The organism is Cohnella sp. SGD-V74 (assembly GCF_003001675.1).
Taxonomy (GTDB): domain Bacteria; phylum Bacillota; class Bacilli; order Paenibacillales; family Paenibacillaceae; genus Cohnella.
In genome coordinates this window covers 24,719-42,497 of the sequence record NZ_PVYW01000017.1, presented here as the reverse complement: position 1 = coordinate 42,497, position 17,779 = coordinate 24,719, and the positions used below count along the sequence as shown (strand labels likewise).

At 58.1% G+C, this 17,779-nt stretch carries 11 protein-coding genes; 10 read left to right on the top strand and 1 reads right to left on the bottom strand.

The features are described from left to right. Nucleotides 1-125: 125 nt before the first annotated feature. Nucleotides 126-3,194, top strand: a complete 3,069-nt coding sequence (locus B0G52_RS23620; RefSeq protein ID WP_094047868.1) for a hybrid sensor histidine kinase/response regulator — start codon at nt 126-128, stop codon at nt 3,192-3,194. Beyond that, a complete protein-coding gene (locus tag B0G52_RS23615) occupies nt 3,169-4,257 on the top strand; it encodes a response regulator (protein ID WP_094047867.1) in 1,089 nt (362 codons plus the stop codon). Before B0G52_RS23620 ends, B0G52_RS23615 begins: the two co-directional genes overlap by 26 nt. Nucleotides 4,258-4,288: 31 nt before the next feature. Here the strand turns inward: B0G52_RS23615 and B0G52_RS23610 are convergent, their stop codons facing one another. After that, nucleotides 4,289-5,167, bottom strand: coding sequence for a helix-turn-helix domain-containing protein (locus tag B0G52_RS23610; RefSeq protein ID WP_094047866.1), 879 nt, complete (start codon nt 5,165-5,167; stop codon nt 4,289-4,291). A 120-nt stretch (nt 5,168-5,287) separates the two neighbouring features. Between B0G52_RS23610 and B0G52_RS23605 the strand changes: the two genes are divergently transcribed. The 8 genes from B0G52_RS23605 to B0G52_RS23570 all read left to right on the top strand — a co-directional run bounded on the left by B0G52_RS23605 (nt 5,288) and on the right by B0G52_RS23570 (nt 17,776). Next, entirely contained in the window at nt 5,288-6,349 is a 1,062-nt protein-coding gene (locus B0G52_RS23605; RefSeq protein ID WP_094047865.1) for a Gfo/Idh/MocA family protein, read from the top strand. Further along, a complete protein-coding gene (locus B0G52_RS23600; protein WP_094047864.1) occupies nt 6,346-7,203 on the top strand; it encodes a sugar phosphate isomerase/epimerase family protein in 858 nt (285 codons plus the stop codon). Before B0G52_RS23605 ends, B0G52_RS23600 begins: the two co-directional genes overlap by 4 nt. 17 nt (nt 7,204-7,220) lie before the next feature. Continuing rightward, entirely contained in the window at nt 7,221-8,105 is an 885-nt protein-coding gene (locus tag B0G52_RS23595) for a sugar phosphate isomerase/epimerase family protein (RefSeq protein ID WP_094047863.1), read from the top strand. 78 nt (nt 8,106-8,183) lie between these two features. Continuing rightward, entirely contained in the window at nt 8,184-8,396 is a 213-nt protein-coding gene (locus B0G52_RS23590) for a cysteine-rich CWC family protein (RefSeq protein ID WP_094047862.1), read from the top strand. Between the two features lie 115 nt (nt 8,397-8,511). Then, complete coding sequence (locus B0G52_RS23585; protein ID WP_158223839.1) at nt 8,512-8,796, top strand: late competence development ComFB family protein; 285 nt, start codon at nt 8,512-8,514, stop codon at nt 8,794-8,796. Nucleotides 8,797-9,097: 301 nt separating this feature from the next. Continuing rightward, the gene (locus tag B0G52_RS23580; RefSeq protein WP_094047860.1) at nt 9,098-10,747 is read left to right on the top strand and encodes an extracellular solute-binding protein; all 1,650 of its coding nucleotides are present in this window, start codon (nt 9,098-9,100) and stop codon (nt 10,745-10,747) included. A gap of 207 nt (nt 10,748-10,954) precedes the next feature. After that, complete coding sequence (locus tag B0G52_RS23575; RefSeq protein ID WP_158223838.1) at nt 10,955-16,444, top strand: polysaccharide lyase family 8 super-sandwich domain-containing protein; 5,490 nt, start codon at nt 10,955-10,957, stop codon at nt 16,442-16,444. Between the two features lie 426 nt (nt 16,445-16,870). Continuing rightward, nucleotides 16,871-17,776 carry an ABC transporter permease gene (locus B0G52_RS23570; protein WP_094048060.1) on the top strand — a complete coding sequence of 302 codons (906 nt, stop codon included), beginning with the start codon at nt 16,871-16,873 and terminating at the stop codon, nt 17,774-17,776. Nucleotides 17,777-17,779: the final 3 nt, after the last annotated feature.

The window sequence follows — 17,779 nt, the reverse complement described above, 5'->3', positions numbered from 1 at the left end:
CACGACGATAACCGCGCATCTCTACTTAATTAAGTATAGTCCTCCTTCTCTTAGGAGTAAAATCGACCGCGCAACGCGCAAAAAAGAGGATCGAATCCGCACCGCGATTGTTATATGATGGAGGCATGAACAAACAACTGTCGATTTTACTCGGTACGATCCTCCTATTCCTGATCATTACCTTCATTAATATGTTCAGTTGGCTGAATCCGATGGCCGAATATCCCGAGGCGAAAGGCGGAGTGCTGGACTCGTCCCGCTGGAACTACGGCGAACGCGGGATTGTTCCGCTGCGCGGAGAATGGGAGTTCTACGAGGGGATGCTGCTCGGTCCGGAAGATTTTCGCGGAGAAGGCTCCGCGCTTCTGAATGAGAAAAGAACGTTCGTCCGCGTGCCTGGGAATTGGAAGGGACTGCTAGGCTCGGACGCGCAAGGCACTAACGGCTACGGAGCCGGGACATATCGGCTGCTCGTCCGCGTAGGCGAGTCGGATTCGTTCAGCCTGCGCGCGAAGAAGATCCGCATGTCGAGCCGGATCTACATGAACGGCGAGGATCTGGGCGGCAACGGACGCACGGCGCTGAGCGAGGGAGAGTTCGCGCCCAGCAACCTTCCCTTCTTCGGAACCGCGCTGTCGCGAGATGGAACGGTCGAGATCATCATTCAGGTGACCAGCTTCCGATTCATCGAAGGGGGACTGGTGCAGGCGCCCGAATTCGGAACGACCGAGGACGTAATGAAGCGACGGGACCAGTCCCGTCTGGCGAACATGATTCTCGTGACGACGATGCTCGTGTTCGGACTGTACTATGCCGGCATGTTCAAGCAGTGGCGTCAAGAGCGGCATCTGATGCACTTCTGCTTCTTCTGCTTGTCGACGGGCTTGTTCTTCTCGATAGACGACGAGATTCTGGCCACCGCGCTCGTGCCGGACATTCCCTTCGCTTGGCTGCAGAAGCTGATTTTCCTGTTCGCGTATCTTACGTTCGTGCTGTTCGGCCTGTATGTGTACCGCTATCTGGGGGAGAAGAACAACTCCCTGTTTCTATGGCTGTGCAAGTACGGCTTCGTATATCTGGCCATGTTCATGCTCGCTCCCAGCCGCTACCTGCTCTGGTTCTGGTGGGCGGCCATCGTGCTGCAGGTCATCGCCTTCATTCTGATTTTCTACGCGATCTTCCGCAGCCATCGCCGAAGCCCGCACGACAGCTACTACATGCTGATGGGCTGCTTTTTCCTGATCGTTACTTGGATTTACGGGCAGACCCGCTACAAGCTGGCGCTGGACAACCCGTATTTCATGATCGTAACGCCGATGCTGCTCGTGTTCTCGCAAGCGTTCCTCATGTCGGACCGGATGCAGAACGCCTTCCGGAAGAGCGAGCGGCTAACCGCCCAACTTCTGCAATACGACCGTCAGAAAGACGAGTTTCTGGCCAAGACGTCCCACGAGCTGCGAACGCCCCTTCACGGAATCGTGAATTTGTCGCAGGCGCTTCTGGACGATCGGCAGGCTCCGCTGCAAGGGGAACAGCGCGAGAACATTCATATGCTGCACTTGCTCGGGCGACGGCTCTCGGGCTTGGTGCACGATATTATGGACCTGAACCGGATTCGCCATGGCCAACTGACGATACAGCCGACTTCTGTAGATGTGGCGATGTCCGTGAGGTTCGTCATCGAGACGCTCTCGATCGCTTCGGCGAACCGGGATGTGAAGCTTGTCAACGCGCTGCCTGCGACGCTTCCGCTCGTAAGGGCGGACGAGAACCGGCTCAGGCAGATTTTGCACAATTTGATGGAAAACGGTCTGAAAAATACGAAACAGGGGACGGTGCAGGTGACGGCGGAACGACGGGACGAGGAGTTGGCCGTATCCGTCACCGACACGGGGAAGGGCATTCCCGAGGAAGCGCTGGCCGGGCTGTTTCAAGCTTTCGTGCAGTACGAGGACGAGGAGGGGCAAGCTTCGAATTCCGGCCTGGGACTCGGGCTGAGCATCTCCAAGCAATTGGTGGAATTGCAAGGAGGGAGGCTGGAGGTCGAATCGGAGGTCGGGATCGGCTCGCGGTTCACGTTTACGCTGCCGATCGACTTCCAATCGGAGGAAGTCGCGGCGGCCGCCGAGCCGGAGGAGCGCGCGTTCCCGACGCTGGCCGGAACGACGCATCACGAGCCGGGACACAAGTTCCACATGCTGATCGTGGACGACGAGCCTTCCAATCTGAAAATACTGATTCACGCGGCGTCCGCGATGGGCTGCGGCTACACGGCGGTCGGCGGCGGGGCGGAAGCGCTCGCGGCGCTGCTGCGGCATCCGAAGCCCGACTTGGTGCTGCTGGATCTGATGATGCCGGGCATCTCCGGCCTCGACGTATGCCGGGAAATCCGCACGCTGCACGGCCTGGCCGAGCTTCCGGTACTGATGCTTACGGCATCCGGGCAGACGGGGGATACGGTGGCGTCGTTCGCCGCCGGGGCGAACGACATTTTGCAGAAGCCGTTCGAGCTTGCGGAGCTTAAGGCGAGAGCGCAGTCGCTGCTCGCGATGAAGAACTCTTCCGAGCAAGCCGTGCGCAGGGAGATGGATTTCCTGCAGGCGCAGATCACTCCGCATTTTCTGTACAACAGCATGAACGCGCTCGTCGGCCTCAGCTATAAAGACGTGGACAAGCTCAGGGAAACGATTCACCACCTGACAACCTATTTGCGGGCGAAGTTCACCTTCGTCTTCCAGGGAGAACGGGTGGATCTGGAGCGGGAGCTGGAGCTGGTCAAAGCGTATCTCGCCATCGAACAGCTTCGTTTCGGCGACAGGCTGCAGGTTCGTTACCGGATCGAGGAGGGGATACGATGCATGCTTCCTCCGCTTACGCTGCAGCCGATCGTGGAGAACGCCGTGCGCCACGGAATAGGACCGAAGCCCGAGGGAGGCACTCTGGACATTATCGTAAGCCGCGGGGACGGAGGCATCGAGATCGTGGTGGAGGACGACGGCATCGGCATGGACGAGGAGACGCTGGACGCCTTGGACAAAGGCCGGACCGGAGGCGTCGGCATTCGCAACGTTAACCGGCGGCTGCAGATGCTGTACAGAGGCAAGCTGGAGTATCGCAGCCTGATCGGGCAAGGCACGCAAGTCAAGCTTCATATACCGGAGGGAATCCATGTTAAGAGCGCTGCTGATAGATGACGAAGAGATCGCCCTCGACGTTCTGGAAATTTTGCTGCAGGAGATCGGGGGCGTGGAAGTCGCAGGGAAGTTCAGGATGGTGTCGGAGGCGGTGGAGCAAGCGGAGAAGCTGCAGCCGGATCTGATCTTCCTGGATATCGAGATGCCGGGAACGAATGGACTCGTGGCCGGAGAACTGCTCGGCGTGCGGTGTCCCGACGCGGAGATCGTATTCGTGACCGCTTATCACCAATACGCGCTGGAGGCGTTCGACAAGAACGCGATCGGATACTTGCTTAAGCCCGTCGCGAAAGACCGGCTGCGCAAGACGATCGAACGGTACGAATCGCTGCGGGAGAGAGCGGCGAGAAGAGCCGCTCCGGCAAGAGCGGACGCGGGCGAAACGCCGGCGGACAAGCCGGCCTCAAGGCAGAGGCTGAACTTGAAGGCGATGGGAAGCCTGGAGCTGTACGACGGAGAAGGGCGGCTCGTCACGTGGCGGACCCGGAAGACGAAAGAGCTGTTCGCTTATTTGTGGAGCCACGGCGGAGAGCCGGTCTACCGTTACCATATTCTCGATCATCTCTGGCCGGAGATCGATTCCGAACGCGCCAAAGCGTTGTTCCATACGACTCTGTACAATGTGCGCAACATGCTGAGGGCGGGAGGCTTTGCGGATACGGTGGCGTTCGGGGACGAGCGTTACTGGATGCACGCGGACCATGTGGACAGCGACGTGGAGCGGTTGAACGCCCTTATGCGGCGCGGAGGCGTCGAGGAAGTGGACGAGCTGCTGGCGCTCTACCGGGGAGATTACTTGGAAACCGAGCATTACGATTGGGCGGACGGCAGACGAATCGAGCTGCGGACGGCGTACATCCGCCATCTGGCCCGACTTGCCGACGAGACGGACGGCCCCGTACGGGAACGGCTGCTATGGAAGCTTCTCGAGCTGGACCCTTATCGGGACAACGTGTACGAACGATTGCTGCGGCATCTGCGCGAATCCGGGGACGAATCGTCCGTCCGGAAGCTGGAGGAATGGAAGCGCCAGCTGGAAGGAGAACTGGCCGAAGGGGGCTGACCGAAGAGAGCCGGCCCAAGGCGGCCGGCCTCTAGAGGGCGCCGTTCTTCCACTCCGTCGGCGACATCTTCTTCAGCTTCTTGAACGTCCGGCTGAAATAATAAATATCGCTGAACCCCGTCTCCATCGCGATCTCCGAAATATTCATGCTTTTGCTCCGCAGCATGTTCTCGGCCTTGTTGATCCGGATCAGATTGACGTATTCGATCAGAGACTTGTCCGTCACCTGCTTGAACAGCCGGCTGAAGTGGTACCGGCTTAGACCCGCGATGTCCGCCAGCTGCTGGACGGACAGCTTCTCCTTGTAATGATCGTCGATGTAGGCGAACACGGGGGCGAGCCGCTCCAGCTCCTTGAGCCGGTTGCGATACTCGTCCAGCTCGGTCGTCGTGGCGACGTATTTGCGCACGAGCAGGGAAAGCATCCGGTACAGGTGGGATTTGACGGACAACTCGTAGCCGAGCTCCTGCCGCTGCAGCTCCTGAATGATGGACTGCATGCAGCGGTTCATCTCCTCGTCGCCGGAGACCAAATTCTGGAACAAAATCCGGTTGCGGATAATCGGCGTAATGAACTTCGTCTCCACGGCGTCCATCGCATGACTGTGCAGCAAAGAGATGTCGACGATCATCGCATAATAGGATAAATCGTCCGAAGTGCTGAACCCGTAGTGCAGCTCGTTGCTGTTCACGACGCACAGATCGCCGCTCCGGCAGGACACCGGATTGGAACCGCATTCAATAACCGCGCTGCCCGATACGAAAAATAGAAATTCCATATGCTCGTGCCAATGGTGAACGAACAAAGTTTGGCCGCTGACCACTTTGAAAGGAAGGGGCGGGTGAACTTTAATGGGAAAGGACGGATTCGGCATTGGCATCGATTCTTTGAAAGCGGCGTGTTTCTCCATGAGTTCCCTCCAAAACCGCACGATCGTGCAAATAATGAGCATGCTTTTGCATGGCATCGGCTCTTCATCCCATTATAATACGAATTGAGAACAAATGTGAGCATAGGGAGTGCTGGGCAGATGCAAAAAGTTCGAATTGGCGTCATTGGTACGGGATCGATTTCGGAGATGCATTTGAATTCATATGCGCGCAATCCGGACGCGAAGATCGTCGCGATCTGCGACGTGAACGAAGCCAGAGCGCGTCAAGTGGCGGATAAGTACGGAGCGGACAAGGTCTACTCGGATTACCGCGAGCTGCTCGCGGACGCGGACATCGACGCCGTGAGCGTCTGCACCTGGAACAATACGCATGCGCCGATCAGCATCGCCGCTTTGCGCGCCGGCAAGCACGTGCTCGTGGAGAAGCCGCTCTGCCGTACGATGGAAGAGGCTTACGAAGTCGAGAAGGCGGTGCGCGAGACCGGCAAGCTGCTGCAAGTCGGCTATGTGCGCAGATACGATCCGAACGTGAAGATGCTGCGCGAATTCGCCGAGCAAGGCGAATTCGGAGAGCTGTATTACGCCAAGGCGTCGACGCTTCGCCGGCTCGGCAATCCGGGCGGCTGGTTCGCGGACGTCGAGCGTTCCGGAGGCGGTCCGCTCATCGACATCGGCGTTCACGTCATCGACTTGTGCTGGTACTTGATGGGCAAGCCCAAAGCGACGGCCGTCAGCGCGAACACGTACAAGAAGCTGGGCAACCGCTCCAACGTCAAGCACCTCTCTTTCTATAAAGCGGCCGACTACGACGCTTCGAAAAACACGGTCGAAGATTTGGCGAGCGCGATTATCCGCTTCGAGAACGGCGCGTCCATCATGGTCGACGTCAGCTATTCGCTGCATGCGAAAAAAGACGAAGGCATGGTCCGTCTGTACGGGGACAAAGGCAGCTTCGAGATTGATCCCGAGGTTGTAATCGTAACCGAGAAGCACGACACGATTTTGAATATCCAGCCTCAGACCGACAGCACGGCCGGATTTTCCGGCGACGCGGCGTTCCAGAACGAGGTCGATCATTTCGTCGACTGCATCCTGAACGGAACGGAGCAGATCAGCCCGGTCGAGGACGGCGTGGAAATTATGAAGATTCTGTGCGGAATTTACGAGTCCGCAGCTAAGGGCGAGGAGGTTCGTCTATGAAGCTCGGGATCAGCTCTTACAGCTTGTGGCAAGCGGTAGAGAGAGGAGAGCTGGACTACGTAGGCGTCGTCGGCAAGGTGGCCGAGCTGGGCGGCGAGCATGTCGAGATCGTGCCGCTCGGCGTCGACTTGACCGCCGATTCCGCTCTGGTCGAGGCGATCCGCGCCAAGGCGGCTGAAGTAGGCATCGAGATTTCCAATTATGCGATCGGCGCGAACTTCGCGGGCTTGGACGACGAGGCGTTCGAACGGGAGATCGCGCGCGTCCAGCGCGAAGTGGATGTCGCCGCCGCGCTGGGCGTCAAGCTGATGCGCCATGACGTGGCGAACTCCGAGGATCGGTCCATCCGTCAATTCATGGAGGACTTCCCCAAGCTGGTTGAAGCTTGCCGCCGGATTGCCGATTATGCGGCGCAATACGGCATCACGACCAGCATCGAAAACCACGGCTATTACGTGCAAGCGAGCGACAGAGTGCAAGCGATCGTAAATGAAGTCGCGCGGGACAACTTCCGTACGACGCTCGATATCGGCAACTTCGTCTGCGTCGACGAGAATCCGCTGGTCGGCGTGCGCAACAACGCCAAGCTGGCGTCCATCGTTCACGTCAAAGACTTCTACATCCGGCCGGCCACGGCAGCCCCGGGCGACGGCTGGTTCAGATCGGCGAACGGAGCTTATCTACGGGGCGCGATCGCCGGTCACGGGGATCTCGATACCCGGGAAGCGCTGCGCATCGTGAAGGAATCGGGCTTCGACGGCTGCTTGTCCATCGAATTCGAAGGCATGGAGCCTTGCGTGCAAGCGACGAAGATCGCCTTGGACAATGCGAGGAGAATCTGGAACGAAATCTGAACAGGGAGTGGTAAAGAATGTCCGGAATCGTAACCCCTTGGAAAATCGGTGTCATCGTCGACAGCTTCAGAGTCGGCGTTCGCGAAGGCTTGGTAAAGGCGAAAGGCGTAGGCGCGGACGGCGTGCAAATCTATGCCGTATCCGGCGAGATGGACCCGGCCAACCTGTCTTCCGCGGCTCGCAAGGAATGGAAGTCGTACATCGAATCGCTTGGCTTGGAAATTTCCGCGCTCGTCGGCGATCTGGGCGGCCACGGCTTCCAGGATAAGCTGGCCAACCCGGCCAAAGTCGAGAAGTCCAAGCGCATTCTCGATCTTGCCGTAGAGCTGGGCACGAACGTCGTCACGACGCACATCGGCATCGTGCCGGACGACAAGAACAGCGAAGTGTACGAAGCGATGCATCTGGCGTGCGACGAGCTGAGCCGGTACGCGACAAGCATGAATGCGTATTTCGCGATCGAGACCGGTCCGGAAACTTCGGCGCATCTGAAGAGCTTCTTGGACGGACTGAGCTCCAAAGGCGTCTCCGTCAACTTCGACCCGGCGAACATGGTCATGGTGACCGGCGACGATCCGGCGCAAGGCGTGTACAATCTTCGCGATTACATCGTGCATACGCACGCCAAGGACGGCATCCGGCTGCGCGAGGTCGATCCGCGCCTGGTCTACGGAGCGCTCGGCTTCGATCCGCTCGACCACGAGAAGATCGCTCAGGACGCTGAATCGGGAGACGCGTTCCGGGAAGTTCCGCTCGGAGAGGGCGGAGTCGATTGGGACGCCTACCTGAAGGCGCTTCGCGACATCGGCTACGGCGGATATTTGACGATCGAGCGCGAGGTCGGCAAGAATCCGGAGGCGGACATCGCCGCCGCGGTGCAATTCCTGAAAGCCAGAATCTAAAGGCAAGGCCGCTCCTCGCTGTTGCGGGAGCGGTCTTTTTGCTACAATGGAAGACAGAAGCAAGGGAGGCGGGCGGCGATGGGAGCGGATAGCGGGAAGGCGATTGATGCGGGCAGATGTCCGCTGTGCGGCGGCGGCAACGGCTGCGGCAGCGTCGCGAAAGCGTCGACCGGTTCTTGCTGGTGCGTCGACGAGAAGTTTCCCCCAACGCTGTTCGAGCTGCTTCCGGAGGGAACGCGCAATCAGGCGTGCATCTGCCAAGCTTGCTTAAAGGCTCATACGGCTGAATGAATAGATGCATATCTGTAGATCCGAGGACATTAAACCGATATATACACATAACAGAGAGATAATGCGCCCGGTCCGAACGGGAAGTGTCGGATGGATGCGAGTGGGGAGTGGATTTATGTTCTTTTCGCGGGAGTTGTCTGTATTTAATGCGATGGAACCGATCGTCAGCGGCTTGTTCGACGAACATTACGTAAAAACGGGCATTCTGCAATGCAGCTGCGGGCAATGCCAGATGGACATCGTCTTGCTGGCGCTGAATCATCTGCCTCCGCGTTATACGTCCGGCCAAGCCGGCGAAGCTTATATCAAAGCGATCTACCAGGAGCCGCAGCTGCAGTCCGACATTTTGCGCGAGCTGACGAAAGCCGTGCAGGTCATTCAGGAAAGCCCTCGTCATTAACCGGCGGAGCGTCGTCCATATATTGGATGGCGCTCTGTTTCTTTTCAACGGCTGCGAGACCCGAAATTTGTGATAGACTCTTATTCGGACAGGGCATTCCCAAGGGGTTTCCAAAGATAAATGAACCCCGTAAAGAATTGTTAGTCGCGATTTGTCTAGATTTGAATACGGCTTCAAGAGTTGCGAATATACACGATCCCCGGGTCCCCTATACCATGAAAAGCAGATGAACCGCCGGCCGCCTTGCAACGTGCAGCGGTCATGCAGGAACATCCAACTCAACTTAAAAGGGGAGTAACAGATGAAGAAGAAAGCTTTCTCCAAATTCGCGCTTCTGCTCGCTATTGTACTTACGTTCGGAGCTGTAGCCACGGCTTGCTCCAAGAGCAGCAACAACTCCAACAGCTCCGCGAGCGGCACGCCGTCCCAATCCGGTGAAGCGCAAAGCTCCGGAGGCGCTTCGGCGGCGCCTGTTAATTTGAAAGTATGGCATCCGCTCAACCCTAACGCCCAAGCGGTCGTGCAGAGCCTGAGCGACGTAGAGATGGTTCAGGAGTGGGAGAAGAAGACGAACGTCAAATTCAAGTTCGAACATCCCACCGGCACGAGCGCGGACGCCCAGCAGCAATTCGGCGTCATGATCGCTTCAGGCGAATATCCGGACGTCATCATCTGGAACATGGGCAACTTCCAAGGCGGACCGGCCAAGCTGTTCCAAGACGGAACCATCATTAAGCTGAACGAACTGATCGATCAGCACGCGCCGAACTTGAAGAAAATTTTGGACGAGAACCCGCTGATCGCCAAGCAGATCAAGTCCGACAACGGCGACATCTACGTGTTCCCGAACCTGAAGGTCGGCGATCACGGCAAATACAAGACGTTCTCCGGCCAGATGATCCGCAAAGACTGGCTCGACGAGCTGGGGCTGGCGATGCCGGAGACGATCGACGAGTGGGAAAACGTGCTGCGCACGATTAAAGAGAAGAAAGGCATCTTCCCGTACACTTCGGAGAAGACGACGCTGCTCGGTTCCAAGGATTCGATGGACTTCCTCGGAGCGTACGGCATCGGCAAAGATTTCTATCTCGACGGCAGCAAAGTGTTGTACGGTCCGCAGCAGCCTGCGTTTAAGGACTACCTGACTCGCATGCAGCAGTGGTACAAGGACGGCTTGATCGATCCGGATTACGCTTCCAACGACAACAGCGCCAAGGAAGCGAAGATGACGTCCGGCAAAGCGGCCGCTACGTTCGGATATATCGGAGGAAGCTTGGGCGCATGGCTGCCTGCCCTGCAGGAGAGCAACCCGAGCGCGATGCTGGCCGGCGTGCAATATCCGGTGCTCAACAAAGGCGACGAGCCGCGCTTCACCGAGACGGGCTGGGATTACAGCAACACGGGAGCGCTCATCTCCAGCACGAACAAAAATCCGGCCGAGACGGTCAAGGCGCTGGATTACCTGTTCAGCGAAGAAGGCGCGATGCTCAAAAACTTCGGCGTCGAGGGCAAAACCTACACGCTGGTGGACGGACAGCCGAAATATACCGACTTGATCATGGCCAACCCGGACAAGCTGCCGATCGGCCAAGCGATGGGCAAACATTTTATCGCCAACTATCCGTTCCCGGGACCGGACGACGACCGTTACAACGACCAATACTATGCGCTGGACGCGCAGAAGGAAGCGGTCAAAGTATTCGCCCAATTCGCGGGCAACGCGGCTTCCGTGCTCATTCCGCCGATCGCGATGACGCCGGACGAAGCTTCCGAATACGCGAAAATCATGACCGACGTCAACACGTACCGCGAGGAAGTCGTGACGAAGATTATCATGGGCTCCTCCCAAATCGACAGCTTCGACAAAGCGCTGGAGCAATTCAAGAAAATGGGCATCGATCGTGCGATTGAAATTCAGCAAGCCGCTTTCGACCGCTTCCAACAGCGTTAATAGCAGCGAGGGGCCGTCCCATAAGCCACTAGAGGATAACAACATCAAATGATCGATTCCTGAACATGGAGATATATCCCCATTCTTTTCTGATCATTTGGGTTGCCCTGGCTTATTGGGACAGCCTCTTTTTTACTCCAGGCATGACTCAATCCAATTTATCCAGAGGTGATGTTCTTGAAAGCGCTTTTAAGAGGTGTGAGCAGGGTGCTGGCGATATCGATGGCGGTTCAGCTGATTTCTGCGGCAGCGCCGGCTGCCCAGCCGAGCGTTCGGGCAGCTTCCTCGAATCTGGCATATAACGGCGGCTTCGAAACGGTGAAAACCGGCCAAGCGGATTGGGTGAACGGAGCGGGAGCCGACGGCTGGGGAGTGTGGAAGGCTACCGCCGGCGGGCTCGTATCGGTGACGGACGCTGTGTACCGTTCCGGCGGCAGCTCGGTCGAAGTCAAGCACCCGGCCACGGCCAGAACCGGATTAAGCCAGGACGTGACGGTGGACCAGGTGCCTGCCGGAGGAAGGACGTTTAAGTTGGGAGCCTGGATCAAGACAGAGGACGTTGCCGCCAGCCAGGGCGTATTCATCAGAACCCAGTACTGGGAGAAGCTGACCTCCAAGGACGGATCGAACGTGAAAATCGGGGACGGTCCCAGTCTCAGCAAACTGACCGGAACGAACGACTGGACGTATCGGGAGATGATTCTGAACGCGCCGCAATCGACCCGTTACATCCGCTTGGAGCCGTTCTTCGAAACGGGCACGGGAACGGCATGGTTTGACGATATTACGCTTCAGGAATGGGACGGCATGACCAGCCTTGCGTTGGAGCCGGCGACGGTCAAGCTGCGCAAGGACGACAGCTTTACGCTGGTTCCCCGAGTGCTGCCTGCGGACAGCTCCGGTTACGAGTTGACGTGGAGCTCCTTGAATCCGGGCGTGGCGACCGTTGATCAGCAGGGCACGGTTACGGCTCACGATATTGGAACCGCTGTCATTCGCGCAGCTACCACGGATGGGCTGTTCGCGGCACAGAGCACAGTGATGATCGAATCGTCCGAGATGCTGGACGGCTATGCCTCATTGCGCGCAAAATGGCGCGACCTGCTGCTGGGCGGGCAGGAAATCCAGGTCGGCGATCCCGACATCCAACTGGCGATCGAGCTGCTCAATGCCAAAGTCTCGAATGCCGAGCAGACGGGAAGCTGGGACTTGCTCAGCAAGGAGGCCGATCCGACCGCCTTGTTCGCGGGCGTCATTACGAAGACGAATACGAAGTCGGCCAACATTTCGAGCGCTTACGGCCGAATTGTCGACATGGCAGCGGCGTATTCGAACCCTCATTCGGCTTACTACGGCAATGCCGAACTGCTGAGCGACGCGCTGAAAGCGCTGGAATGGATGCATCAATATCAATATCATCCGGGCAAGTCGATCAGCGACAATTGGTGGGATTGGGAGATCGGCGCGCCCCAAGCGCTTGCCAACGTCCTTGTGCTGCTGTACGACGAGCTGCCCGAAGCCAAGCGCAGCCAATACTTGCAGACGATAGACCGGTTTGTGCCCGATCCTCGCAAACGGGTGCAGAACGCAAGCGTCGTTGAGACCGGCGCCAATCTGCTGGACAAAGCTCTCGTCGTCACGCTGTCCGGGGTGTTGGGCGATAATTCCGCGAGAGTCGACCTGGCCAGAGGCTCCATCTCGGGCGAGTTCCAGTATACGAGCTCGGGCGACGGCATTTACCGAGACGGCTCGTTGATCCAGCACAGCAACAACGCTTATACCGGAGGCTACGGTTCCGTTCTGCTGGGGCGGGTATCGGATTTGCTCTACTTGTACAGCGGTTCGCCGTGGGAGATAACGGATCCGAACGTGGAAAATGTGTACCGGTGGGTGGAGAACGTCTTCGAACCGTTGATCTACAAAGGGGCGATTATGGATTCGGTCAGAGGGCGCAGCATTTCGCGCTCGCGGGATTCCGACCATCTGACGGGACGGGGCATTATTCGCACGATAGGAAGATTGACGCAGGGAGCTCCCGAGCCTTATGCGGCAAGCATGAAAAGCAAGATCAAGGAATGGATTGCCGCGGATACCAGCTTCGAATCGTATTATCGCGGCCTGTCCCTGTACGATATTAACGTGCTCAAGAGCATCGCGACGGACCCCGCCGTTACGCCGCGAGGACCGCTTGTGAAGCATCAGCAGTTTTCGGCGATGGACCGTGTCGCGCATCTGCGGGAAGGCTTCGGCTTCGGCATCAGCATGTTCTCCGACCGGATCTCTGCTTTCGAGTTCGGCAACGGCGAGAATGCCAAAGGCTGGTACACCGGCATCGGAATGACAAGCTTGTACACTGACGATCTGAAGCAGTTCAGCAACCAATACTGGCCGACGGTGAACAGCTTCCGTTTGCCGGGGACGACGACGGACGGCTATGCGAAAGCGCCGGCGGCTTGGGGTTCCTTCTATAACGGCAGCGATTGGGTCGGCGGCTCGTCGATCGACGGGCTGTACGGTTCGGCAGGTCTGGATATGTCCCTGAGCAAGAGCACGGGAAGCAATCTGAAAGCGAAAAAATCCTGGTTCATGTTCGACGACGAGATCGTTGCCCTGGGTTCTGGCATTGCAAGCCCCGACCAGCGCAACGTGGAGACGATCGTGGAGAATCGCCAGATCAACGATGCCGGCGATAACGTCCTGCTCGTCAACGGCGAAGCGCAGCCGAGCCAGCTTGGCTGGCAGGCGACGTTGAGCGACGTTCGGTGGGCGCATCTGGCAGGGAACGTTCCGGGTGAACGGATCGGCTACTACTTCCCGCACAGTCCGGCGATTTCCGCCTTGCGGGAAGCGAGAACAGGCTCGTGGAAGGCGATCAATTCGGGCGAGAGCGCCGACGAAGTAACGAGAAATTATTTGAGCCTGGCCTTCGGGCACGGAACGGCGCCGGACAACGGCGATTACGCTTACGTTCTGCTGCCCAATCAGGACGCTTCGGCGACGGAGAGCTACAGCAGCAATCCCGATATCGAGATTCTCAGCCAGACGAACCAGGCGCATGCCGTTAAAGAGAAAAAGCTGGGCGTAAGCTCCTACAACTTCTGGGAAGGCGCCGCGGCAGCAGGCGTGAGGACGGATCGTCCGGCTTCCGTCCAGGTGCGCGAGCAAGGAACGGAGCTGACGGTAGCGGTGTCCGATCCGACCTGGAAGGCGAACAAGGTCGTCGTCGATCTCGCCAAGGTGGCCGGAGAGACGATCGCAGCGGATTCGAGAGTTCGAGTGCTGCAGACGATGCCCTATCTCCGGTTGGAGATCGACACGCAGGGCGGCATGGGACAAACCTATGCGATCAAGCTGCGCTTCGACCCGAACCGCACGGTCGAGTTCGAGCAGCCGATCGTCGTATCCGTTGCCGAGGATGCCTATGTCAACGCCGGAGACAGCGCTTCGACCAACTTCGGCTCGGTCGGGTATTTGAATATCAAAAACGGCACCGGCAATTATTTGCGCGAGGTGCTGCTGAAATTCGATCTGAACGAATTGGATGCCAGCGCGGAGATTGACTCGGCCAAGCTGTTCGTGTACAGCAGAATTAACGACAGCCGTACGGGAACGGCGGAGATCGGCGCTTTCCGGATTGCCGACGATTGGTCAGAGGGCGCGGTGACGTGGAATACGAAGCCCGCCGCGGGAGCATTGGCGGACAAAATCCTGTTCTCCAATCAGCTTCAGTGGAGATCGTTCGACGTGACGGACGAGGCCCGATCCTTGACCGAGCCGAATCGGGTCTTCAGCGTCACGCTAAAGGAGCTGACGACGGATCTGTCTGCCGATATCCGCAGTAAGGAAAACGAGAACGGCATCTACAAGTCCTATCTGGAAATTACATTAAAGCCGGACGTACCGGCGCTTGCGGATCTAGTCGTCTCGGCCCCCGAATCATTGCTCGCGGGCGCTTCCGCGTCCATCCGCACGGAGGCGCTGTACAGCAACGACTCGCGTCTGCTTGTAACGGCGGGCGTTCAATACGAGAGCAGCGACGAGACGGTCGCTTCCGTCGATCCGGATGGAACGCTCCGCGCCCATCGCGGAGGGAACGCGACGATCACCGTCCGTTATCAAGGCCAAGCGAAATCGTTCGAGCTGCAGGTCGTCGAACCGGAGGCCGAATTGATCGGCATCCGCCTGGAAGGACCGGCGGAGCTCGAGGAAGGAACGACCGGCCAAGCGGTCGCCAGCGCGTTGTTCGACAATGACGATGAGGTCGTGCTGACCGAAGGCGTGCAGTACGCGAGCAGCGACGAGACGGTCGCCACCGTGGACGCGGACGGCACTGTTCGCGCCCATGTTGCCGGGACGACGGTTATATCCGCGGCTTATGCGGGCAAGTCGGCGTCGTTTACGCTGACGGTTAAGCAGAGCGCAGAGGGATCGGGCGAAGGCAACGGAGAGGGTAATGGTAACGGAAATGGCAATGGCAGTGGTGGCGGCAACGGCAACGGAAGTGGCAGCGAGGGCAGTACAAATCCTTCTCCCGTTACCCCTCCTGTTCCTCCGATTACCCCCGAACCGTCGCCGGAGCGGGTAGAAATTACCGGAGAGAGGCTTCAGCAAGAGGCTGCTGTTAACGGACAGGTTAAGCTGAGCTTCGACAAGCCGGTCTCCGAATTGATTTTACCGGGCAATGCCGCTGAGTGGCTTGCGGACAACGCTCTGGCGATAGAGGCGAACGGCATCGGAATCGGCGTTCCGGCGTCATTGCTCAAGTCGTGGCAGAAGCTTGCGGAAGACGACTCCGCGCAGGGCGGCAGCATCGTGCTGCGGACGAATGCGGTGCAGGAAGGCGAGCTTGACGCGCTGCTGGCCGCGGAGCGGAAGCGCACCGGAGCGTCTATCCGAACGGCTGGAGGAGCAGTCGGATTTACGCTGAGTTTGACGCGGCCGAGCGGCGCATCGGCGGATTTGAGCGAGTTTGAAGAGCCGCTGTCCCTCTTGCTTCCTGCCGTTATCGACGGAAGCTTGGTCGGAATTTACCGGCTCGAAGCGGACGGCAAGCTGAAGTACGTCGGCGGAGTGAACGGCGACGGCAAGCTGGCGGCAGACGTGCGCGAGCCGGGCCGATACGCGGTTCTCGCATACGAGAAGCAATTCGCGGATTTGCCCGATTCGCACTGGGCAAGCGGGCAAGTGAAGCAGCTCGCGGCCAGACAGCTGATTACGGGCGTATCGCTCGATTCGTTCGAGCCTGCCCGTTCGATTACGCGTTCCGAATTTACAACGCTGCTCGTTCGCCTGCTGGATCTTCAGGAAGCGGCAACGGTCGACTTTGCCGACGTGAATCCGAATGCATGGTACGCGCATGACGTTGCTCTGGCGGTTCGGGCGGGCATCGTGCAGGGGGCCGGAGCGACCAAATTCGCGCCTAATGCCTCGATCACCCGTCAGGAGATGGCGGCGATGATCGTTCGCGCTTACGAATACAAGACGGGCGTCATCGCAGCGGATAACGAATCGACTGAATTTGCCGATATCGATGCGGCTCCCGGCTGGGCGCAAGCGGCAATCCGCAAAGCCAACGCACTCGGGGTGGGCGAAGGCCGCTCGAAGACGAAGTTCAGTCCGTTGGAGAACGGAACGCGCGCCGAAAGCGCTGCATTGATCTTCAGGCTGATGCAGAAGTTGGACGGCTCCAACGGCTGATCGGCGACAGGTTCCCGGATTCGTCCGGGAGCCTTTTTTAATGTGACGATATTGGAGCCAGCCACTCATGGGGAGTCTTCAGGGCCAAGATTTGGCCTTGGACTCGGGGGAGCGGGATAGCGACGGTTACGTGGAGGCCAAATCTTGGCCCTGGAGCCGCGGCTGCAGCTTCACTGAGGCCAGGGGGCAAACGCATGCCCCGCAAGGCTTGGCCGCGCCATTCCAAAAATAAATGAATCGCGTAAAGAATTGTAATCTGCGATTTGTCTAGATTTGCATACGTCCTAAAGAGTTGAAAATATACACGCGACCCCCGCCCCGATAGTATGGAGTTCAGGATGAGGCCGATGGCCGGCATCGGCCGATTACACAGCACAGCGAAAGGAAGTCAACTATGAACTCTTGGGAGGCGGGAGAGCGCCTATGATGCAGAAACTCAAAAGAGACCTGGTGCAAAATAAAGCCATCTACCTGATGGTGCTGCCTGTCGTATTGTACTATTTCATTTTCAAGTATTTGCCCATGTACGGGTCGATTATCGCCTTTAAGGATTACAGCATTCCGAAAGGGATCTGGTCCAGCCCATGGGTCGGCTTCAAAAATTTCGAGGATTTCTTCGACAGCATTTATTTCTGGCGAGTACTGCGCAACACGCTTCTGCTCAGCGTCTATCAGCTCGTGTTCGGATTCCCTGCACCGATCCTGTTGGCGATTCTGTTGAACGAAATTCGCAGGAAGCTGTTCAAGAGCGTGGTCCAGACGGTTACCTACTTGCCGCACTTCGTCTCGCTCGTCGTCATCTGCGGTCTCATTCTCGATTTTACGAACCGCGACGGCTTCATCAATACGATTATCGAGTTTTTCGGGGGCCAGCGCGCGACGCTGCTCGGCGACGCCGCGAACTTCCGCAGCATCTACGTCGCGTCGGGAATCTGGCAGGAGCTCGGTTGGTCGTCGATCATTTTCTTGGCGGCGATCAGCGGCATCAATCCGGATTTGTACGAGGCGGCCAGAGTGGACGGGGCGGGCAGATTCCGGCAGATGTGGAGCATTACGCTGCCTAGCCTGATTCCGATTATTATGATCTTGCTCATTCTGCGCATCGGCGGTCTGATGGATATCGGCTTCGAGAAGGTCATCCTGCTCTACAATCCGAACACCTACGAGACTGGGGATATTATCTCCTCCTTCGTCTACCGCAAAGGGATCGCCGAAGGACAGAATTACAGCTTCACCTCCGCCGTCGGCTTGTTCCAGGCGATTATCAACTTTGCATTGCTCATCAGCGCCAACTGGTTTTCCCGACGCGTATCCGGGAACCGGCTATGGTAAGGA